The 20,687-nt window shown below is 73.4% G+C and carries 17 protein-coding genes and 1 tRNA gene; 16 read left to right on the top strand and 2 right to left on the bottom strand.

All coding sequences use genetic code 11. The annotated features are described in order from the left end of the window. Window positions 1-59: 59 nt before the first annotated feature. Window positions 60-1,148, bottom strand: coding sequence for a Gfo/Idh/MocA family oxidoreductase (locus ACFRU2_RS25815; protein ID WP_382976152.1), 1,089 nt, complete (start codon window positions 1,146-1,148; stop codon window positions 60-62). A 103-nt stretch (window positions 1,149-1,251) separates the two neighbouring features. Here ACFRU2_RS25815 and ACFRU2_RS25810 point away from each other — a divergent pair, with 103 nt between their 5' ends. The 13 genes from ACFRU2_RS25810 (at window position 1,252) to ACFRU2_RS25750 (ending at window position 14,426) form a co-directional block, all read left to right on the top strand. After that, the gene (locus ACFRU2_RS25810) at window positions 1,252-2,307 is read left to right on the top strand and encodes an ROK family protein (RefSeq protein ID WP_382976150.1); all 1,056 of its coding nucleotides are present in this window, start codon (window positions 1,252-1,254) and stop codon (window positions 2,305-2,307) included. 380 nt (window positions 2,308-2,687) lie between these two features. Continuing rightward, entirely contained in the window at window positions 2,688-3,476 is a 789-nt protein-coding gene (locus tag ACFRU2_RS25805; RefSeq protein ID WP_382976147.1) for a hypothetical protein, read from the top strand. Window positions 3,477-3,485: 9 nt separating this feature from the next. Further along, a complete protein-coding gene (locus tag ACFRU2_RS25800) occupies window positions 3,486-4,259 on the top strand; it encodes a GntR family transcriptional regulator (RefSeq protein ID WP_382976145.1) in 774 nt (257 codons plus the stop codon). Between the two features lie 147 nt (window positions 4,260-4,406). After that, window positions 4,407-5,528, top strand: coding sequence for a TIGR03364 family FAD-dependent oxidoreductase (locus tag ACFRU2_RS25795; protein ID WP_382976142.1), 1,122 nt, complete (start codon window positions 4,407-4,409; stop codon window positions 5,526-5,528). A 5-nt stretch (window positions 5,529-5,533) separates the two neighbouring features. Then, window positions 5,534-6,259 (top strand): phosphonatase-like hydrolase, encoded by a 726-nt coding sequence (locus ACFRU2_RS25790; protein WP_382976140.1) that lies wholly within the window; start codon window positions 5,534-5,536, stop codon window positions 6,257-6,259. Next, a complete protein-coding gene (locus tag ACFRU2_RS25785; protein WP_382976137.1) occupies window positions 6,256-7,305 on the top strand; it encodes an ABC transporter ATP-binding protein in 1,050 nt (349 codons plus the stop codon). The genes ACFRU2_RS25790 and ACFRU2_RS25785 overlap by 4 nt, the downstream gene beginning before the upstream one ends. Continuing rightward, window positions 7,298-8,281 carry a 2-aminoethylphosphonate ABC transporter permease subunit gene (locus ACFRU2_RS25780; RefSeq protein ID WP_382976134.1) on the top strand — a complete coding sequence of 328 codons (984 nt, stop codon included), beginning with the start codon at window positions 7,298-7,300 and terminating at the stop codon, window positions 8,279-8,281. Before ACFRU2_RS25785 ends, ACFRU2_RS25780 begins: the two co-directional genes overlap by 8 nt. After that, the gene (locus ACFRU2_RS25775) at window positions 8,268-9,065 is read left to right on the top strand and encodes an ABC transporter permease (RefSeq protein ID WP_250741184.1); all 798 of its coding nucleotides are present in this window, start codon (window positions 8,268-8,270) and stop codon (window positions 9,063-9,065) included. Before ACFRU2_RS25780 ends, ACFRU2_RS25775 begins: the two co-directional genes overlap by 14 nt. Before the next feature lie 90 nt (window positions 9,066-9,155). Further along, a complete protein-coding gene (locus ACFRU2_RS25770; protein WP_382976132.1) occupies window positions 9,156-10,235 on the top strand; it encodes a 2-aminoethylphosphonate ABC transporter substrate-binding protein in 1,080 nt (359 codons plus the stop codon). 166 nt (window positions 10,236-10,401) lie between these two features. After that, on the top strand, window positions 10,402-12,021 hold the full coding sequence (locus ACFRU2_RS25765) for an alkaline phosphatase family protein (protein WP_382976366.1): 1,620 nt from the start codon (window positions 10,402-10,404) through the stop codon (window positions 12,019-12,021). Window positions 12,022-12,186: 165 nt separating this feature from the next. Beyond that, window positions 12,187-12,966 (top strand): HAD-IIA family hydrolase, encoded by a 780-nt coding sequence (locus ACFRU2_RS25760; protein WP_382976129.1) that lies wholly within the window; start codon window positions 12,187-12,189, stop codon window positions 12,964-12,966. A 92-nt stretch (window positions 12,967-13,058) separates the two neighbouring features. Continuing rightward, a complete protein-coding gene (locus ACFRU2_RS25755) occupies window positions 13,059-13,742 on the top strand; it encodes a hypothetical protein (protein ID WP_382976127.1) in 684 nt (227 codons plus the stop codon). 21 nt (window positions 13,743-13,763) lie between these two features. Next, complete coding sequence (locus tag ACFRU2_RS25750; protein ID WP_382976124.1) at window positions 13,764-14,426, top strand: class F sortase; 663 nt, start codon at window positions 13,764-13,766, stop codon at window positions 14,424-14,426. An 81-nt stretch (window positions 14,427-14,507) separates the two neighbouring features. Here ACFRU2_RS25750 and ACFRU2_RS25745 read toward each other — a convergent pair. Beyond that, a tRNA-Lys gene (locus ACFRU2_RS25745) sits at window positions 14,508-14,581 on the bottom strand. Window positions 14,582-14,829: 248 nt separating this feature from the next. Between ACFRU2_RS25745 and ACFRU2_RS25740 the strand changes: the two genes are divergently transcribed. The 3 genes from ACFRU2_RS25740 to ACFRU2_RS25730 all read left to right on the top strand — a co-directional run bounded on the left by ACFRU2_RS25740 (window position 14,830) and on the right by ACFRU2_RS25730 (window position 20,680). Next, entirely contained in the window at window positions 14,830-16,185 is a 1,356-nt protein-coding gene (locus tag ACFRU2_RS25740; protein ID WP_382976364.1) for a peptidoglycan-binding protein, read from the top strand. Window positions 16,186-16,790: 605 nt separating this feature from the next. Beyond that, the gene (locus ACFRU2_RS25735) at window positions 16,791-19,808 is read left to right on the top strand and encodes an SPFH domain-containing protein (protein ID WP_382976121.1); all 3,018 of its coding nucleotides are present in this window, start codon (window positions 16,791-16,793) and stop codon (window positions 19,806-19,808) included. Window positions 19,809-20,053: 245 nt separating this feature from the next. Continuing rightward, window positions 20,054-20,680 carry a lytic polysaccharide monooxygenase gene (locus ACFRU2_RS25730; RefSeq protein ID WP_382976118.1) on the top strand — a complete coding sequence of 209 codons (627 nt, stop codon included), beginning with the start codon at window positions 20,054-20,056 and terminating at the stop codon, window positions 20,678-20,680. The last annotated feature ends 7 nt before the right edge of the window (window positions 20,681-20,687 follow it).

Raw genomic sequence — 20,687 nt, 5'->3', positions numbered from 1 at the left:
CCATAGAGTCATTCCGCACCGCCCCGGCCCGGTTCTGATTGCGGATCGGACACGATGGATCACAGGTCCACGGACACCCCGTCCCTCGACGACCTGCGGGCCGCCTCCAGTACGTCCAGGCAGCGCGCCGCTTCCAGGGCCGTGACGGGGGCCGGGCCGCCGTCGTGCAGGGCCGCCGCCACGGCCGCGTAGTACGCCGGGTAGTCGCCCGGTGCCGTCTTGACCTGCGTGCCCCCGCCGGTCAGCGGCGACTCCCCGGAGCCCAGCCGGCCCCACAGGTGTTCGGGCTCCTCGCCCCAGGCGTGGTCGGGGTCGCCGGGGCGCAGGCCTTCGCGCAGTGCGCCTTCCTGGGGGTCGAGGCCGTACTTGACGTAGCCCGCGCGGGAGCCCAGTACGCGGAAGCGCGGGCCCAGCTGGGCCGTGGTCGCGCTGACGTAGAGGTGGGAGCGGACCCCGCTCGCGTGGGTGAGGGCGATGAAGGTGTCGTCGTCCGCCTCGGCGCCCGGGCGGCGCACGTCGGTCTCCGCGTAGACCCGTACGGCAGGGCCGAACAGCACCAGCGCCTGGTCCACCACGTGGCTGCCGAGGTCGTACAGCAGACCGCCGATCTCCTCCGGGGCGCCGGACTCCCGCCAGCCGCCCTTGAGCTGCGGGCGCCAGCGCTCGAAGCGGGACTCGAAGCGCTGCACCTCGCCCAGCTCGCCGTCGGCGAGGAGGCGGCGCAGGGTGAGGAAGTCGTTGTCCCAGCGGCGGTTCTGGAAGACCGACAGGAAGGTCCCGGTCCGCTCGGCGAGCGCGGCCAGCTCGCGGGCCTCGGCGGCGGTGGCGGCGAGCGGCTTGTCCACGACCACCGGGATGCCGGCCGTGAGGGCGGCCGTGGCGAGCGGGACGTGCGTCTTGTTCGGGGAGGCGATGACGATCAGGTCGGGGGCGGGGCTCTGGGCGAGCAGCTCGGCGGCGGTGGCGGCGATCCGGACGTCCGGGTAGGCCTCGCGGGCCTGGGCGGCACGGCCCGGGTCGGAGGTGACGACGGTGTCGAGGACCAGGCCCTCGGTCGCGGAGACGAGCGGGGCGTGGAAGACGGAACCGGCCAGGCCGTAGCCGACGAGTCCGACGCGGAGGGGGGAGGAGGGGGTGGGGGCGTTCATGGTTCTACTTTGGCAACACTGTTGCCTAAGTGCAAGGAGGGTGGACAATGGGCAGGTGGACAGCAGGGGTGGCAGGGGTCGTACGGGCGGTACGGGTGGCGGCGTGAATCTTCCGGTGCTGCGCGGGCACAACGACGCGCTCGTACTGGACCTCCTGCGCGGAGCCGGCCCCGCCGGCCTCGGCCGCGGTGACCTCGCCGCGCGTACGGGTCTCACTCCGCAGGCGGTCAGCAAGATCGCGGCGCGGCTCCGGGACGAGGGGCTGGTGGCCGATGCCGGACGCGAGGCGTCCACGGGCGGCAAACCGCGCACGCTGCTGCGGCTGGTGCCGGAGGCGCGGTACGCGGTAGGGCTGCACCTGGACCGCGACGAGCTCACGGCGGTACGGGTCGACCTGGCGGGCCGCGTCGTCGCCGACGGGCGCGTCCCGCTGGACTTCGGTGCCGGTCCGGAGGCGGTGGTCGAGGAGGCCGTACGGGCGGTCGCGCGGGTGTGCGGTGACCCCGGCGCGGACCGGCCGCTCCTCGGCGTCGGCGTGGCCGCGCCGGGGCCGCTGGACTGGCGGACCGGGGTGCTGGGGCGGGTGACGGGGTTCCCGGAATGGGAGGGGTTCCCGTTGCGGGAGGTGCTGGAGGGGCGGTTGGGGGTTCCCGTGCGGGTGGACAAGGACACCAACGCGGGGGTCGCCTTCGGCGGGGCCGCTTCCGGGGAGGCCGTGGCGTACGTGCACGTCGGCACCGGACTGGGGGCGGGGCTCCGGCTGGCCGGCAGCGGAGAGGTCTACCGGGGGCGGCGCTCGGCGGCGGGGGAGTTCGGGCACCAGGTGCTGCAGCTGGACGGGCCGGCCTGCCGGTGCGGGGGGCGCGGGTGCGCGGAGGTGCTGTGCCTGGACGCGGTGGCGGGGGGCCGGCTGGAGGAAGCGGCGCGGATCGTGGGGGAGGCGGCGGCGAACCTGGTCGCGCTGCTGGATGTGGACCGGGTGGTGCTCGGGGGGCGCGTGGTGGCGGCTGCGCCGGGCGTGTTCCTGGCGGGCGTGCGGGGGGTTTTGGGGGCGCGGGCGTTTGTGGGGGGTGCGGTGGGGGTTGGGCTTGCGGAAGGGGGTGTGGCGGAGGGGGCGGCGGAGCTGGTGCTCGGCCCGTTGTTCGGGCGCGGGGAGTAGGGGGCCCGGCCCCTTGGCCCCGGCCCTTGCCTCGGCCCGGCCCCGGCCCCCGGCCCGGCCCCGGGGGGTGCGTGCGGGGTGGCCCTGCGGGGCGGAGTCCCCTACCCACCCTTCCACCGTTCCCCGGGCGCTGCCCGGACCCGCGCCTCAAACGCCGGCGAGGCTGGATGTGGCCCCGAGTCCGGACCCTGGAGGGTGCTCCCGGTTGATGTCCGCCGAATGGGGGGAAATGGGGTGATGTTGGGCGTGGTGCTGGACATGGGGTCGGGCGTGCGTGGGAGGGTGCGGGGCAAGGCCGGGGTGATTGTCGGGTTGTGTGGCAATCGTTTGGTGGGTCGTTCGGTTGTGGTTGTTCTGGCGTCGGCGAGTAGGGGTTCTTCATGCGACTGCGCAAAGCCCTTGCCCTGGCAGCAGCCGTCTTCCTGGCCGCCGCCGCGAACGCCACCACCGCGTCCGCGGACATCGGCAACGGCGGCGGAGCCCGGCCCGCGCCCGCGCTGCCTTCGCGGGTGGAGGCCACCTGCGGGGACGGGAAGAGCACGCAGTTCCCCATCGGGGCCCGGATCCGCGGTGGACCGGCCGTGTACCGGACCGGCGGCGAGGCGCAGAGCTGGTACCTCGATCTGACCAACACCACGACGACCGAGTGCACCGCCATCCACCCCGTCGTGGTCTTCACCGACCAGGCCCACGCCCTGCGGCCCGCCCATTTCCGGATGGAGTTCGACGCCCCCGGCGCGGCCGGCTCCGGCGCAGCCGCCCACGCCCTCCCCGTCAGCCTGGAGCGCACCGACCGGGACGAGATCGTCGCCGTCTTCGACGGAGGTGACGCCTTCTCCGGCTTCACCGTCGGCCCCGGCGGTTCCGTGACCGTCACCGTGCGGCTCGCCTTCGCCTCCGGCGCCCCGCGCGGCGAAGCCGTCGCCGACGCCGCGCTGGTCCAGCGCAAGGGCGACGACGGCGACTGGATCGGCGAGGCGGGCGGCTACCGGTTCGAGATCCAGGGCCCGGACGCGGAGAGCGGCGAGGCCGGAGCGCTGGCCGACACCGGCCGCACCCCGGCGGGTTGGGCGTACGGGGCCGGCGCCGCGGCCGCCGTGGCCGGTGGCGGCGGACTCCTGCTCGGGGCCCGCCGACTGCGCAAGGGGCCCGGCCCGCACGCCACGTAGAGTCCGAGGGTGGAAGAACCGACCGCCTACGCGCACCACCACCAGCCCGGCCTGCCCGTCCGCTCCGGCATCCCCGAGCACGGCCGCATCCCCAAGTACTACGCCGTCAAGGCCCGCATCGCCGGGCTGCTCGACGAGCTCGGCGAGGGGGGACTCCTCCCCACCGAGCGCGATCTCGCCGAGCAGTACGAGGTCTCCCGCGAGACCGTCCGCCAGGCCCTGCGCGAGCTGCTGCTGGAGGGCCGGCTGCGCCGCTCGGGCCGCGGCACCGTCGCCGCCGGGCCGAAGCTCGAACAGCCCCTGTCGCTGGCGAGTTACACCGAGGGCGTACGCCGCCAGGGGCGCACCCCGGGCCGCCACCTGATCGGCCTGGAACGCTTCCCCTGCCCGGCCCCCGTGGCCCCGGACATCGGCGCCGAGCCCGGGGAGCCGGTCTGGCACCTGGAGCGGGTGCTGCTCGCGGACGAGGAGCGGGTCGGACTGGAGAGCACCTACGTCCGGGTCGCCCGCGCACCCCGCCTCGACGTCGATTTCCAGCCGGACTCCTCCTTCTACGGATACCTCCACGACAGCCTCGGCATCTCCTTCGGCGACGCCGACGAGAAGCTGGAAACGGTCCTCGCCACCCCTCGCGAAGCCCTGCTGATCGGCACCCCGCCCGCGCTCCCGATGCTGCTCATCCACCGTTTCTCCCGGGATCAGGACGGCAGGCCGCTGGAGCGGGTGCGTTCTCTCTACCGTGGTGACCGGTTCAGCTTCACGACCCACCTGCAGCCCGAATAGTCCCGCCCGAAGCACCCGCAGAGGAAGAAAAGGGGCGTACTCGCATCACGGAACGGTAACGGGTCTAGTCCAAGCGTCGGGGGCTGTTCACCGGAGCGTCGCCCGGGGGATCCTCCCGGGTCACTGGCCGCCGTCACCTTGGAGCACGTGAGAGTCATAGTCGTCGGAGGCGGCGTGGTAGGCACCATGCACGCCTGGCAAGCAGTGGAACGCGGCCACGAGGTCGTCCAGATCGAGCGAGAAGCGGAGGCCCGCGGCGCGTCCTTGCGCAATTTCGGCCAGATCTGGGTCAGTGGCCGGGCCGGGGGCGAGGAGCTCGACACCGCCCTGCGGGCCCGCGAGCTCTGGGAGGCGATCGGTGAGCGGGTGCCCGGCCTGGGCTTCCGCGCCATCGGCTCCCTGACCCCGGTACGCAACTCCCGCGAGCACGCCGTCGCCGAGGCCGCCGTGGCCCGCGCCGACGCCGCCGCCCGCGGCTACAAGCTGGTCACCGCCGAGGAGGCCAGGGCGATCAACCCCGCCCTGCGCGGCGCGTTCGAGGCCGCCCTGTGGTGCGAGCGGGACGCGGCCGTGGAACCGCGCACCGCACAGCTCCACCTGCGCGAAGCCCTCAAGGCGTCCGGCCGCTACACCTTCCTGCCGGGACGGGAAGTGCGCGAGGTCGTGGGGAACGGAGCCGTCCGCGACGACCACGGCGACGTCCACCAGGGCGACGCCGTGATCCTGGCCACCGGGGCCTGGCTCTCCGGCCTGGTCCGCGAACTGGTCCCCGACCTGCCCGTGCGCCGCGTCCGGCTGCAGATGATGCAGACCGCCCCGCTCGGCGAGCCCCTGACGACCTCGGTCGCCGACGCCGACAGCTTCCGCTACTACCCCGCCTACACGAGCGAAGCCCTCGACGAACTCAACGCCGAGCAGGCCCAGGCGCCGATCGCCGCCGCACACAAGATGCAGCTCCTGATGGTGCAGCGGCAGGACGGCGGACTGACCATCGGCGACACCCACGAGTACGAGCACCCCTTCGCGTTCGACACCCTCGAAGACCCCTACGTGCACCTCACCGAGGTCGTCGAGTCCTTCCTGGGCCGCCCGCTGCCGCAGATCCGCCGCCGCTGGGCGGGCGTGTACGCGCAGTGCACCGACACCACCCGCGTCGTCCACCGCCAGCAGGTGGCCGACGGCGTCTGGCTGGTGACCGGACCCGGCGGCCGGGGCATGACCTGCTCGCCCGCCATAGCCGAAACCACCGCGAACGAACTGGGCTGGTAAGCACCATGACCGACACGAACACCCCCGACACCCACCGCCTGATCGTCCTCGACATGGCCGGCACCACCGTCGCCGACGGCGGCCTCGTCGAGCGCGCCTTCGAGCGGGCCGCCGAGCGCCTCGGCGTCGAGCCGGGCAGCGCCGACCACGCCGCGAAGCTCCAGTACGTCCGCGACACCATGGGCGAGTCGAAGATCTCCGTCTTCCGCCACCTCTTCGGCACCGAGGAGCTCGCCCAGCGTGCCAACTCCGCCTTCGAGCAGGCCTACGGGGAACTCGTCGACGGCGGCCTCATCGCCCCGATCCCCGGCGCCCGCGAGGCCGTCGAAAAGCTCCGCGCCGACGGCCGCACCGTGGTCCTGACCACCGGCTTCGCCCGCGTCACCCAGGACGCCATCCTCGACGCCCTCGGCTGGCAGGGCCTGGCCGACCTCACCCTGTGCCCCGCCGACGCGGGCGGCCGCGGCCGGCCCTACCCGGACATGGTGCTGGCCGCCTTCCTGCGCACCGGCGCCGTGGCCGACGTACGCGACACCGTCGTCGCGGGCGACACCGCGTACGACATGCTCAGCGGCGTCCGCTCCGGCGCCGGGATCGTGGCGGGCGTGCTCACCGGCGCCCACGACCGCGCGGCCCTGACCGAGCACGGCGCCACCCACGTCCTGGCCTCCGTCGCCGACCTCCCCGCCCTGCTGGCGCAGTCGGACCAGGAGCGGGAGCCCGGCGCGTGAGCGGCATCCGCTTCGACTCCGTCTCGGTCGCCTACGGCGGCACCACCGTCCTGGACTCCCTCGACCTGACCGTCGAGCCCGGCGAGGTCATGGCGCTGCTCGGCCCCTCCGGCTCCGGCAAGACCACGGCCCTGCGCGCGGTCGCCGGCTTCGTCCGGCCCGCCGCGGGCCGGATCCTGATCGGCGGCCGGGACGTCACCGCGCTCCCGCCGCACAAGCGCGGCATCGGCATGGTCGTCCAGCAGTACGCGCTCTTCCCGCACATGCGCGTCGAGGACAACGTCGCCTTCGGCCTGCGGGCGCAGAAGGCGCCCAAGGCGGAGATCCCCGGCCGCGTCGCCGAGGCCCTGGAGATGACCGGGATGGCGGCCTACGCCAAGCGCTACCCCCGCGAGCTCTCCGGCGGACAGCAGCAGCGCGTGGCCATCGCCCGCGCCCTCGCCATCCGCCCCGGGGTCCTCCTCCTGGACGAGCCGCTGTCCGCGCTCGACGCGCAGCTGCGCTCCGGGATGCTCGCCGAACTGGCCCGGCTGCACCGCGAACTCCCCGACGTGTCGATCCTCTACGTCACCCACGACCAGGTGGAGGCCCTCACCCTCGCCGACCGGATCGCCGTCATGGACCGGGCCCGCCTGCAGGACTGCGGCACCCCGCAGGAGCTGTACCGGGCCCCGCGCACCGAGTTCACCGCCTCCTTCGTCGGCAACGCCAACCTGCTGCCCGTCACCGTCGCCGACGGGGGCGCGCTCTTCGCCGGACACCCCCTCACCCTCGACCCCGGCCGTGCGGCCGTCGGCGCCGGCGCCACCCTGTGCGTACGCCCGCACCTGCTCGGCCTCGGCGCCGGACCCAACGCCCTGTCCGGCACGATCACCGAGGTGCAGTGGCGCGGTTCGACCCACCGGCTCTACGTGGACATCGAGGGCCACCGGGTCAAGGCGGACCTGCCCGAACTGCGCGAAACCCCGGCGCTGGGCGACCACGTCACCCTGCACTTCGAGCCGCGCGACGCGGTGCTCCTGTCCGCGGGGGTCTCCGATGGCTGAGGCCACGGACCGGCGCGCCCCCGCCCCCGGGCCGGCGACCGGCCCCGGCGCCGCGGTCATTCCCCACCAGCCCGTACGAGGCCCTGCCCCCGGCACCCCCGAAAGCCCGGCCGGAGCCCCCGACGGCTTCGCGGGGAAGGCCGCACGTGCTCCCCGTAGCGTCCCCGGCTGGCTGTGGACCGTGCCTCCCGTCGCCGTGCTCGCGGCCGTCTTCCTCTATCCCCTCGCGCTGGTCGTCCAGCAGTCGCTGTCCCCCGAGAACGGGGGCGGCGCCTTCGACGCCTACGCCTCGGTGTTCGCCTCGCACTCCTTCCGCGAGGCCCTCGGCACCACGGTCTGGCTGGCCGTCGGCGCCACCGTCGGCTGCCTGGTCCTCGGCTTCGCGCTCGCGCTGGTCATCGCCTTCGTCCCGTTCCCCGGGGCCCGCGCCGTCGCCAAGTTCATCGACGTCTTCCTCTCCTTCCCCTCCTTCCTCATCACCCTCGCCCTCCTCTTCGTCTACGGCACCGTCGGCATGGCCAACGGCCTGTGGACCGACACCTTCGGCGTCACGGAGGGGCCCTTCCACTTCCTCACCACCCCGTGGGGCGTCCTCCTCGCGGAGATCACCTACTTCACGCCCTTCGTGATGCGCCCGCTGCTCGCCGCCTTCTCCCAACTGGACACCGCCCAGTTGGAGGTGGCCTCCTCGCTCGGCGCGAAGCCCGGCCGCATCATCCGCCGGGTGATCCTCCCCGAGTCCCTCCCGGCCCTCGCCGCCGGCGGCAGCCTCGTCCTGGTCATGTGCCTCAACGAGTTCGGGATCGTCCTGTTCACCGGAGCCAAGGACGTCACCACGCTCCCGATGCTCATCTACGGCAAGGCGATCCTCGAATCCGACTACGCGGCCGCCTGCGTGGTCGCCGTCGTCAACATCGTGATCTCCGTCGGCCTGTTCGGCCTCTACCGGGTGGTGAGCAAGCGTGCTGGTGCATAGCAAGAGCGGCCGCTGGGCCGCCTGGAGCCTCTTCGGCATCCTCTTCCTGCCCCTCTTCGCCCTGCCGCTGCTCGTCGTGGTGGCCGCGTCCTTCTCGACGCACTGGTCCGGGGCCTTCCCCTCCGGCCCCACCACCGAGAACTACGCGGCGGCCGTCCGGGGCGAATCCCTCCAGGCGCTGACCACCTCGCTGCTCACCGCCCTGGCCGCCAGCCTGATCGCGCTCACCGTCGGCACCTGGGCGGCGCTCGCCGCCGCCGGTCTGCGCAAACGCGGAAAGAGCTCCCTGGACGCGCTGTTCATGCTCCCGGTCGCCGTGCCGTCCGTGGTCGTCGGCCTCGCCGTGCTCGTCGCCTTCAGCAAGCCGCCGCTGCTCCTCAACGGCACCAGCTCGATCGTGATCCTGGCGCACACGATTCTTGTCACGGCGTTCGCCTACCAGTCGGTTTCGGCTGCCATCGTGCGTCTCGACCCCGCGTACGAGCAGGCGGCGGCCTCCCTGGGTGCCCGCCCCGCGTACGTGCTGTGGCGGGTCAAGCTCCCCCTCCTGCTGCCGTCGCTCACCGCGGCCGCCGGGCTCTGCTTCGCCCTGTCCATGGGCGAGCTGAGCGCCACGATGATGCTCTACCCGCCGGACTGGATGCCCCTCCCGGTCCGGATCTTCACGGCCACCGACCGCGGTTCGCTCTTCAGCGGCTCCGCCGTCGCCGTGGTCCTCATGGCCACCACCCTGCTGGTCCTGCTGGCCGTCTCCCGCGTCCGCACCAGGGCCACGTACCGCTAGACCCCACACCGCGGGATCCCGCACCGCCGTACCCCAATGCTGCACCCCGCTGATTCCCCTGCTGACTCCCTTTCCCCGTAAGGAAGTTCCATGCCCAGCAACAGACTCCTCCGCATCACCGCCGCCGTCACCGGCAGCCTCGCCCTCACCGCCGGCCTCGCCGCCTGCGGTGGCTCCTCCTCCGCCACCGACTCCAAGGACGGCGGCGAGAAGGTCGTCACCGTCTACAGCGCCGACGGCCTCAAGAGCGACAAGGGCGACGGCTGGTACGACAAGGTCTTCGCCGACTTCACGAAGAAGACCGGCATCGAGGTCAAGTACGTCGAGGGCGGCTCGGGGGAGATGGTGCAGCGCGCCGTCCGCGAGAAGACCAACACGCAGGCCGACGTCCTGATCACGCTGCCCCCCTTCATCCAGCAGGCCGACGGCAAGGGCCTCCTCCAGGCCTACACCCCGCAGGGCGCCGACAAGGTCAACGGGGCGAACAAGTCCTCCGAGGGCAAGTGGACTTCGGTCGTCAACAACTACTTCGGCTTCATCTACAACAAGAAGGAGCTGCCGGCCGCCCCCAAGACCTGGGAAGAGCTGCTGGACGCCAAGTACAAGGGCAAGCTCCAGTACTCCACCCCTGGCGTCGCGGGCGACGGCACCGCCGTGCTCATCAAGGCGATGCACGACTTCGGCGGCAAGGACCAGGCCAACGAGTACCTGAAGAAGCTCCAGGCCAACAACGTCGGCCCGTCCTCCTCGACCAGCAAGCTCGCGCCGAAGACCGACAAGGGCGAACTTCTCGTCGCCAACGGTGACGTCCAGATGAACTTCGCGCAGTCCAAGTCCATGCCGAACCTCGGCATCTGGTTCCCCGCCAAGGACGGCGGCAAGCCCACCACCTTCTCCCTCCCGTACGCGGCCGGCCTCGTCGACAAGGCCCCGCACACCGAGAACGGCAAGAAGCTCCTCGACTACCTGCTCAGCGAGGACGCCCAGACGCTGGTCAGCGGCATCGGCGGCGGCTTCCCGGCCCGTACGGACGTCAAGCCCACCGACGCCAACGCCGTCGAGCTCACCAAGCTCATGACCGGAGTCGAGATCTTCGAGCCGGACTGGGCCGACATCGACAAGAACCTCACCGGCTACGTCGACGCGTGGAAGTCGGCCACCGGAAGCTGACTGGTCGCCTCCCGGTCACCCACGACCGGGATAGTGACGCATAGATAACGGGTCTGGACCGAGTCTCGTCTTCGGTCCGGGCCCGCCGTACGCTCGCTCGCGTTGCCGCACGACCGTACGCCCGCACGACGGCATGCCCGCACGACCGCATGCCGCGTACGACCGCATGTCCCGTACGTCCCCTGCGCCTTCCCCACGATTACTCCCGGAGGAGTACGTGCCCACTGTCCTGTCCGGACGGACCCTCGCCGTGGCGGCCACCGCCACCGCCCTGCTCGCCACCGGCCTCGGCGCCCACGCCGCGACCGCCGACGAAGCCCCCGCTGCAAGCAGCGGCTCCACCGGAGCGGCTGCCGCCGCGCCCCTTGCTGCGAACAAGGTGCTCGTCATCGGCATCGACGGCACGGTCCTGGACCGCGTCAAGGTCGCCAACGCCCCGAACCTGAACGGCCTGATGGCCCAGGGCCTGACCGCCAAGAGCACCCTCTACGCGAACCCGATGGCCGCCACCTCCTCGGGCCCCGGCTGGTCCACGATCGCCACGGGCGTCTGGCCCGACAAGCACGGGGTGAAGGACAACTCCTTCACCGGCAAGAACTACACGGCCTACCCGGACTTCCTGACCCGCATCGAGAACGCCAACCCGGCGCTCAACACCTACGCGGCCGCCGACTGGGAGCCCATCACCTCCACCGACCAGAACGGCCCGATCTTCTCGGCCAAGGTCGACAAGCGCCTCAGCCTCAAGGGCGACCGCGACGGATACGGCAGCGAGGACCCGAAGATCGCCGCGGCGGCCTCCGCCGAGCTCCGCGACCAGAACCCCGACGCCGCCTTCGTCTACTTCGGCGAGATCGACCACGCGGGCCACTCCTCGGGCGCCGCGAGCCAGGAGTACCTGAACACCATCGCCCGCGTCGACGTCCTCGTCGGCCAGCTCCTCACCGCAGTCCAGAACCGCCCGACCTACGCCCAGGAGAACTGGAAGGTCCTGGTCACCACCGACCACGGCCACACCGACGGCGGCGGCCACGGCGGCTCCAGCATCCAGGAGCGCGGCACCTTCGTCATCGCCAAGGGCGCGGGGATTCCCGCCGGTTCGGTACGGGGCGACGTGAAGCTCGTCGACGTCGCGGCGACCGCGCTCGCCCAGGTCGGGGTCACGCCCGGAGCCGCGATCGACGGCATCCCGCTGGGCGCCCCGGACGACAACGACCCCTTCGACACCCTGCGCCCCAACCTCCAGGCGCGCGTGGACGAGACGGGCATCCCGGCCGCCACCAAGGGGTTCACGCACACCCCGCCGGCCGGCTGGTCGGTCGACAACTCCAAGATGGGCACGGGCGGTGTCACCGAGTGGGCCGGATGGGCCTTCGCGACCGACGAGTTCTGGAGCCAGGCGCAGCGCGACCAGTGGCGCGAGCTGAACGTCCGCTCCCGTGACGTGTTCGCCGTCGCCGACTCCGACGAGTGGGACGACAAGAGCCACACCGGCTCCTACGACTCCACCCTCATCACCCCCAAGTGGGCGGTCACCGGCGGCACCACGCGCAACCTGACCTTCCAGACGCACTACCACCACGAGGCCGGCCAGACCGCCCAGGTCCTGGTCTCCTACAACGGCGGCACCCCGGCGGTCGTCAAGAGCTACACCGCCGACGCGGTCGCCCGTTCCGAGTCGATCGCGCTCCAGGTCCCGGCCGGTGCCACCGACGTCCAGGTCCGCTTCCGCTACGCAGGCAGCAACAACTGGTACTGGACCGTCGACAACGTCAAGCTCGGCTGACGAAACCCGGCTGACGGGACCCGGCCGACGGGACCTTCGCACCCGCCCGTTCCACCGTACGGTCCGGGCCGTGGACGCCCACCGCGTCCGCGGCCCGGCCCGGATAAGGTGGTAGAGACCAGAGGTCACAGAGGTCAGACGCCACCGAGAGCGGAGAACAGTCCAGTGGCAGAGCGCAAGCCGATCGAATCCTGGCTCACCGACATGGACGGGGTCCTCGTCCACGAGGGCATCCCGATCCCCGGCGCCGACGCCTTCATCAACCGGCTGCGCGAGTCCGGCAAGCCCTTCCTCGTGCTGACCAACAACTCCATCTACACCCCGCGCGACCTCCAGGCCCGCCTGAGCCGGATGGGGCTGGAAGTCCCGGTGGAGAACATCTGGACCTCGGCCCTGGCCACCGCGAAGTTCCTCGACGACCAGCGTCCGGGCGGCACCGCGTACGTGATCGGCGAGGCCGGCCTGACCACCGCCCTGCACGACATCGGCTACATCCTGACCGACCACGAGCCGGACTACGTGGTCCTGGGCGAGACCCGGACGTACAGCTTCGAGGCCATGACGAAGGCCGTCCGCCTGATCAACGCGGGCGCGCGCTTCATCTGCACCAACCCGGACGAGACCGGCCCCTCCGCCGAGGGTCCGCTGCCCGCCACGGGCGCGGTCGCCGCGCTGATCACCAAGGCGACCGGCAAGAAGCCGTACTTCGCCGGCAAGCCCAACCCGCTGATGATGCGGACCGGGCTGAACGCCATCGGCGCGCACTCCCACAGCAGCGCGATGATCGGCGACCGGATGGACACCGACATCCTGGCCGGGCTGGAGGCGGGCATGCAGACCTTCCTCGTGCTGACCGGTCTGACGTCGGTCGAGGACACCGAGAAGTTCCCCTACCGGCCGACCCACACGTTCGCCTCCATCGCTGATCTGGTCGATCTGGTTTAGCGCGTACGGCTGACACGTACGGGCCAAGAGGGCGCCGCTCCGGATGCGGAGCGGCGCGCCGCGCGTGAATCTCCTTGTTGAGGAGGTTCACCATGCGCAGTGATCTGATCGCTCTCCGTGTCACCGGGGTGGCCGTCGCCCTGACGGCCCTGTCCGCCGTGACCGCTCCCTTCGCCTTCGCGGGGGAGGAGGACTGGAACCGGGACCGCGGCAGCGTCTCGGCCGACCCCAATCCGGCGGAGCCGGGGGCGCAGGTCAAACTGCGCGTCCGCGGCTGCGATGACGACTGGGCCGTCGCCCAGTCCGTGGTCTTCGTCTCCGAGGTCCGCCTCTCCACCGGCCGCGACGACCGCCGCACCCTGTGGGGCGACGCGATGATCCGCTCCTGGGCCGAGCCCGGCCGCCACGACATCAAGATCAAGTGCGGCGGCCGCGGCGGCGAACGCGAGTGGGGCACGATCGAGATCGAGCGCCGCCGCGAGCACCGCCCCGACCCCCACCACACGCCCGTCTGGCCCGTCCACGCGGGCGGCGGAGGCATGTCCGAGGAGATCGCCGCGAAGTCGAAGGCGGCGTCCGCGGCGGAGGCCGCCAAGGCTGCCGGGCAGGCCGGGTCCGCCGACTCCGCGCAGCTCGCCGCGGCGGCGAAGAAGAGCCACACGGGTGACGGCCCGGGCCTGCCGCACACGGTGATCGGCGCCGTGCTCGCCGCCGCCGCCACCCTCGCGGTCGCCGGCCGTGCGCTGACCCTGCGCCGCCGCCGCAGCGGCGAGTGACCGGGATGATCGGGTGATCGGATGAGTGCGGAGCAGCGGAGCTCCGGCGGCTCCCGGCTGCTGACCTTCGCGGCCTGGTCGGTGCTGGTCCTCGGCCTGTGGCTGTGGGGCCGTGAGATCACCGGCGTGGCGATACCCCTGCCCGGCCGGGCCGGCGGGCCGGCCGCCCCGGGCCTGCCCGCGGCGCACACCCCGCTGGGGCCGGCCGCGCCCGCGCGGGTCGACGTGCCGTCCCTCGGGGTGCAGGCCCCGGTGATGGTCCGGGACCTCGATGCGAAGGGGGCGATCGAGCCGCCCCCGTACGAGAACCCGGGCACGGTCGGCTGGTGGCGCGGCGGCGCCCAGCCCGGCACGGCCGGGACGGCGCTGCTGGTCGGGCACGTGGACACGAAGTCGAAGCCCGCCGTGTTCTACGGCCTGAGCTCGGCGAAGACGGGCGACAAGATCCGCGTGGTGCGGGCCGACGGCTCGGTGGCGGAGTTCACGATCGAGGACGTACGGGTCCACGAGCGCGCGGACTTCGACCCCGCCAAGGCGTACGGGCCCAAGGTCCGCGGCCGGGCCGAACTGCGGCTGGTGACCTGCGGCGGCACCTACGACAAGACGGCCAAGGAGTACTCGGCCAATGTGGTGGTGTCGGCGTACCTGACGGGCGTCGGAGTCCGCCCGGGAACGGCGGTCTGAAACGGCGGTCTGACCCGGAACCGGAGCCCGACACGAAGAAGCCCCTCGCAGCTTTCGCTGCGAGGGGCTTCTTTGCGTCTGTGCGCCGCCAGGGACTCGAACCCCGGACCCGCTGATTAAGAGTCAGCTGCTCTAACCAACTGAGCTAGCGGCGCTTGGTGACAGGGAAAACTCTACCCCACCGCTGCGGGTGCTCGTGACAAGCCGCGCGCGTTCTGTCCGATTAACCCATGTTTGGGGGTTTTGTCGTGCACGATATGTCTGGGCCAGGCCGGATCTGATGCCCCGCCAGATGCGGTCCCGGCCGACCAGCGACGAGCAGGGGAGTGGACGGAACCGCATGACGATGCAGCCTCCGACGCATGTGTACGAAGTGACGCCGATGGCCGAGGCGATGCCGCCGATGCCGCTGCCCTCCTTCGAGGAGTACGAACCCACCGGCGACTGCCCGTGCCAAGGCTGCGCCCAGCGCCGCCGCACGCTCGCGCGCGCCCGGGCCATACCGCTGCGCGACGGCGGACACCCCGCCGCGCGCGGAGCCCGCCGTGCGCTGGTGCTCGCCACCGCCGCGGGGGTGGTCCTCGGCGGCGGCGGGGGAGCCGCGGTGGCTGCGGCCACCCCGGGCCCCGGCGGCAGGGTGGCCCTGGACGACCCGGGCACCCCCCAGGGCGGCCGGGCCCCGCTGCACGGGCCGAAGGGCGGGAAGGGCACCACCGCGAAGCCCGCCGGGCTGCCCGGAGCGCCCTCGGCGGTCCGTCGGACCGACCGGGCGACGATCATCAATCGGGCGAAGCTGTGGCTGGACGCGCAGGTCCCGTACAGCATGGAGCAGTACTGGTCGGACGGGTACCGGCAGGACTGCTCCGGCTTCGTCTCGATGGCGTGGAACCTCGGCACGAACGAATGGACCGGCAGCCTCGACAAGTTCGCGACCCGGATCACGAAGGACGAGCTGCTCCCGGGAGACATGCTGCTCTTCCACAACCCGGCCGACCCCAACAAGGGCTCGCACGTCGTGCTCTTCGGCGGGTGGGTGGACGAGACGCGCACGCACTACGTCGCCTACGAGCAGACGCGGCCGATCACGCGGAAGCAGGCCACGCCGTACGGCTACTGGAACAACGCGGTGAAGTACGTCCCGTACCGGTTCAACGGGGTGACCGGCGGAGTCGTTCCCGAGCCCCCGGTCACCGGCGAGCCGCCCGCTCCCGGCGGCACGGGCGGGGTCTCGGCCACCTTCCCCGGAGCGTCGAAGTTCGGGCCGGGCGCCGACAACGCCTACATCGCGCAGCTCGGCCGGATGCTGTCCGACCGGGGCGGGCTGCGCTTCTACCCGAAGGGCGTCGGCACGAAGTGGACCGACGCCGACCGGCAGGCGACCGAGGCCTTCCAGCGCGCCCAGGGCTGGACGGGCGCGGACGCCGACGGCATCCCGGGCGCGCACACCTGGCGGCTGCTCGCCCAGCACCAGGGCAAGGACATCCCGCCGACCGCGGGCGGCGCACCGGGCCCGGCGGGCAAGCCGGCCTTCCCAGGGGCGTCCTTCTTCCGGCCGGGCGCGTCCCACCCGTCCATCACCGCCCTTGGCCGCCAGTTGGTGAAGAAGGGCTTCGGCAAGCACTACCTGTCCGGACCGGGCCCCCGCTGGGGCGAGGCCGACCGCCGCAACGTCGAGGCGTTCCAGCGCGCCCAGGGCTGGCGCGGCGCCGAGGCCGACGGCTACCCGGGCCCGGAAACCTGGCGCCGGCTGTTCGCATGACGGAGGCAACGATGTACCCCACGCGCACCACATCGACCACAGGCACCTTCGAGATCCCCCCACACCCGACCCCCCGAACGACGCCCCCTCAGGGGGAGCCGACCCGGCCGACGGAGCCCCTGATGGAAGCCGGTCCGGGCGTCGCGGCCTTGGGCGGAGCCACCTTGGCCGAAGCCATCCCGAGCGGAGCCGGTGCGGGCGGACCTGCTTTGGCCGACGCCACTGCGGGCGCTGCCACGCCGGGCGGAGCCGTCCCGATTGGCGCCGCCACGGACGCTGCCGCCCCGGCCGGAGCCATCCCGTCCGGACCCGGTACGGGCGCTGCGGCCCCGGCCGGAACCATCCCGGCTGCCGCCGCACAGGCGACATCTGCGCCGGGCGGAGCCGCACCGGCAGCTGCCGCCCCCCGATGGGCCGTTACGGCCGACCGCCCCGCACCCGCGGAGTCCGCACCGGTGGCCGCCGGGCGGGCAGCGGCCGGGGCCGGCACGGAGCGGGGCTCCCACCCGGCGACGTCCGCCCGGGCCACGTCCGAGCCGGTCCCTTCCAAGTGGGTTCCTGCCGGCACTGATGCCGAGCGAGGCACAGCCCGCCCTGCCGCAGCCGTGCCGGTTGCCGCAGGGCGGGCAGCGGCCGAGTCCGGTGCCGAGCGGGGTTCGCACCTGTCGGGCGAGCACGACCGGGCCGCGTCGGGGCCGGTCGGGCCCCGGTGGGGCTCCGTCGAGGCCGAGCCCGAGGCCGGGCGGGGCGCGGACCTGTCGGTCGCAGCCGTGCCGGTTGCCGCAGGGCGGGCAGCGGCCGAGTCCGGTGCCGAGCGGGGCTCGTACCTGTCGGGCGGGCATGACGGGGCCGGGTCGGTGCCGGCCGGGTCCGAGTGGGTCTCCGCCGAGGCCGAGGCCGGGCCGGGCACAGCCCAGTCGGTCGCAGCCGTGCCGGTTGCCGCAGGATGGGCAGCGGCCGAGTCCGGTGCCGAGCCGGGCTCGCGCCTGTCGGGCGAGCACGACCGGGCCGGGTCGGTGCCGGTCGGGTCCGGGTGGGGCTCCGCCGAGGCCGAGGCCGGGCCGGGCTCGCGCCTGTCGGGCGAGCACGACCGGGCCGGGTCGGTGTCGGCCGGGTCCGGGTGGGTCTCCGCCGAGGCTGGTGCCGAGCTGCGCGCGGACCTGTCGGTCGCAGCCGTGGCGGTTGGCGCAGGGCGGGTAGAGGGCGAGTCCGGTGCCGAGCAGGGCTCGTACCTGTCGGGCGAGCATGAACGGGCCGGGTCCGGCAGGGACTCCGTCGGTGCTGGTGCCGAGCGGGGTGCAGGCCTGGCGGGCGGGTCCGACCGGGCTGCGTCCCCGCAGGCAGCGGCCGCGTCGGGTGTTTCTGGGGGCGCGGCGGCCGGGCCGTTCGAGGTGGTGTCTGCCGCGGTCTCCTCCGGGCCGTCGGCGGTCGTGACCGAGTGGGCCGGGTCGACCGGTTGGGCGCTGGCGCCGGAGCGCACCGGGCCGGTGGGCGGCCCGGCCGAGGGCGGCCGGGAAGCCGACGGACTCGTCGCCGTGGGCACGGCGGCGCAGGCTTCGAGCGGTGCGCCGCACGGGCCCGTCGGACGGGTCGGGGAGGCCGCGCGCAGCGACGTACCCGCGGCGCGGGCCCAGGCCGAGCCGGGGGTGGACATCCCGCATCCCCAGGACGAGGCCGCCCACGCCGGTGCGGCCACCCTCCGGCTGCGGAACCCCGACGCCGAAGCCGCCCGTCCGCACCCGCAGGACGAGGCCTGGCCCCCGGGCGTGTCCCTCGCCGCGGCCACCGCCAGGGCGGAGCACGGCCCGCGGCACGCGGGTCCGCCCGCGGCGTGGGACCTGCCGGGACAGGGCGGCTCGTCCGCCGAGCAGGGCCGCGCCCCGCAGCACGCGGTACCGGGCCCCGCCCCGGAGGCCGAGTACGCGGATCCGTACCCCGTACGGGACCTGCCCGAGCCGGGGGACGCCGGTCCGGCGGACCCGGCGGGAAGGCGGGAGCTGACCTGGTCGGTGCCCGCTCCGGGCACTGCCGGGGACGCCGACCTCGTGGGCGGCAGCCCTGCAGGGAACGGCCGACCCGGCCGGGAGGCCGCGGACGGGCGGTCCGCCACCGGCGTGGCCGCCAGGGGCGGGGCTGCGGACGGCGAGGCCGTCGGATTCGTGGCCGCCACTGGCGTGGCCGCCAGGGGCGAGGCTGCGGACGGCGAGGCCGTCGGCTCCGGGCCCGCCTCCGGCGGGGCCGCCACGGGCGGGGCCGCGGACGGCGAGGCCGTCGGATTCGTGGCCGCCACAGGCGTGGCCGCCACGGGCGTGGCTGCGGACGGCGAGGTTGCCACCGGCGGGCCCGCCACCGGCGTGGCCGCCTCCGCCGCGACCGCGGACAGCGGGATCGCGTTCGACCCGCAGGACGCGGAGACCGCCCACGGCATCGTCCCCGGGCCCGGGCACGGGCCCGACGCCGCGGACGGCGCGGAGATCGCCGACGGCGCCGACATCACCGAGGTCGTCGCGCGAGCCGTGGCGCGGATCGCCGAGGACGATACGCAGGACCTGCCCCGGGTCACCGCGGCACGCGGGGTCGCGGTGACCGAGGTGCCGGTGCACCTGCCGTTCCGCGGCGCAGCCCACCCGCAGCCGAAGCGGGGGCCGGAGCCGAAGCCGAAGGCGGGCGAGCCGAAGGCCAGGGCCGCCGCCCCCACCCGGTCCGCCCCCGGACGTCGCGTGCCCCGTGGCGACGACCGGCTCCACGAGCACCGCGGCCCGGTGCTGCCCGGCTGGATCGCGGTCGCCGTGGGCGGCATCGCACTCGCCGGCTGCGCCGTAGTGCTCTGGCGGGCCGGGGCCGTCCCGGACTCCCTCGCGCTGGCGTTCGGTGCGGAGCCCCGCCCCTACCGGGGGCTGCAGGCGCGCTTCTGGCCCCCGCTCGCCTTCCTCGGGGTCGTCGCCCTTCTCGCCCTCGGCGGTCTGGGCCGGGGCCGCGCCGGCCACGCCTGGGTGCTGACCCTGTTCGGCCGCTACCGCGGCACCGTCCGCCGTACCGGCCTGACCTGGATCAGCCCCCTGCTGCTGCGCCGCCGGGTCGACGTCCGGCTGCGCCACTGGCGCAGCGACCCGATGCCCGCCGTGGACTCCGGCGGCCTCGCCCTCCAGGTCGTCGTCCAGGTGGTCTGGCAGGTCAAGGACACGGCCCGGGCGACCCTGGCCGTGGAGGACCACGTCGACTACCTCGCCGAGCAGGTCGAATCGGCCATGGCCCGGGTCCTGTCCCAGCTCCCCGCGGACGCCTTCCACGAGGACGCCCCGACCCTGCGCGACGCCGAAGCCGTCGGCGACGCGCTGACCCGGATGCTGGCCTCCGAGACCGAGGCGGTCGGCGTGGAGGTGTTCTCGGCGCAGCCCACCCGGATCGAGTACGCCCCCGAAGTCGCGGACGCCATGCGCCGGCGCCGGGTCGCGGCGATCGACGCCAAGCACCGGGACACCGTCCTGACCTCGGTGGTCGACGCGGTGGACGACACCGTCCACCGGCTCACCTCGCGCGGGATCGTGGAGCTCGACGACTACGAGCGCAAGGCCCTCGTGAAGGACCTGACGGTCGCCTTCTACACGGGCCGCTCCGAGTAACCCCTCACGGGCCGACGCGTCGCCGACGCGGGCCGAACGGAGAACGGGTGGAATCCGGTTGGTCCGGACCACCCGTTTTTCCGTTGGTCTGGACATGGCCAACTCCCGTCAATACTGTGGGACTTGGTCTAGACCTAAAGCCAGAGCTCGTGAACGGGCCGTGCCGCCGAAACCGGTACGGCCCATCCCCACGCGTGCGCACGCTCTCTCCGGACATCCCCCCACGTTCAAGGAGCACCAGCATCATGCGTTCCTTCCGCATGCCCAGAACCAAGCGGGCCGCCGCCACGGCCACCGCCACCACCGTCGGCCTCGGAGTCGTCGCCGCCCTCGCGCTCGTCACGGCCCCCACGGCCAGCAGCCACGGGTACACCGACACCCCGATCAGCCGCCAGAAGCTCTGTGCCAACAAGACCGTGTCCGACTGTGGCCCCATTCAGTGGGAGCCCCAGAGCGTCGAAGGCCTCAAGGGCTTCCCCGCGGCCGGTCCCGCCGACGGCCGCATATGTGCGGGCAACCACTCGGAGTTCGCCCAGCTCGACGACCCGCGCGGCGGCGCCTGGCCGGCCACCCCGGTGACCAGCGGGCAGAGCTACAGCTTCCGCTGGCAGTTCACCGCGAACCACTCCACCACCGACTTCCGGTACTACGTCACCAAGAACGGCTGGGACCCCACCAAGCCGCTCACCCGCGCCGCCCTCGACCCGCAGCCCTTCCTCACGGTCGCCTACAACGGCGCCCGCCCCGCCATGACCACCGTCCACCAGGGCACCATGCCGAGCGGCAAGACCGGTCGGCACCTGATCCTCGCCGTGTGGACCGTCAACGACACCCCGATGGCCTTCTACTCCTGCTCCGACGTCCAGTTCTGACCACCGG

The sequence above is a fragment of the Streptomyces sp. NPDC056883 genome (assembly GCF_042788835.1).
GTDB lineage: Bacteria > Actinomycetota > Actinomycetes > Streptomycetales > Streptomycetaceae > Streptomyces > Streptomyces stoeckheimensis.
Note: the sequence above shows the minus strand (reverse complement) of the source record. Positions and strands in the feature narration are given on the sequence as shown.

Bases quoted from the DNA above. Each gene is read 5' to 3' on its own strand.
- ACFRU2_RS25755 (WP_382976127.1), top strand. From the start codon at position 13,059: ATGCGCAGTGATCTGATCGCTCTCCGTGTCACCGGGGTGGCCGTCGCC.
- ACFRU2_RS25730 (WP_382976118.1), top strand. From the start codon at position 20,054: ATGCGTTCCTTCCGCATGCCCAGAACCAAGCGGGCCGCCGCCACGGCC.
- ACFRU2_RS25765 (WP_382976366.1), top strand. From the start codon at position 10,402: ATGTCCCGTACGTCCCCTGCGCCTTCCCCACGATTACTCCCGGAGGAG.
- ACFRU2_RS25780 (WP_382976134.1), top strand. From the start codon at position 7,298: ATGGCTGAGGCCACGGACCGGCGCGCCCCCGCCCCCGGGCCGGCGACC.
- ACFRU2_RS25805 (WP_382976147.1), top strand. From the start codon at position 2,688: ATGCGACTGCGCAAAGCCCTTGCCCTGGCAGCAGCCGTCTTCCTGGCC.
- ACFRU2_RS25815 (WP_382976152.1), bottom strand. From the start codon at position 1,148: ATGAACGCCCCCACCCCCTCCTCCCCCCTCCGCGTCGGACTCGTCGGC.
- ACFRU2_RS25740 (WP_382976364.1), top strand. From the start codon at position 14,830: ATGCCGCTGCCCTCCTTCGAGGAGTACGAACCCACCGGCGACTGCCCG.
- ACFRU2_RS25750 (WP_382976124.1), top strand. From the start codon at position 13,764: ATGAGTGCGGAGCAGCGGAGCTCCGGCGGCTCCCGGCTGCTGACCTTC.
- ACFRU2_RS25790 (WP_382976140.1), top strand. From the start codon at position 5,534: ATGACCGACACGAACACCCCCGACACCCACCGCCTGATCGTCCTCGAC.
- ACFRU2_RS25770 (WP_382976132.1), top strand. From the start codon at position 9,156: ATGCCCAGCAACAGACTCCTCCGCATCACCGCCGCCGTCACCGGCAGC.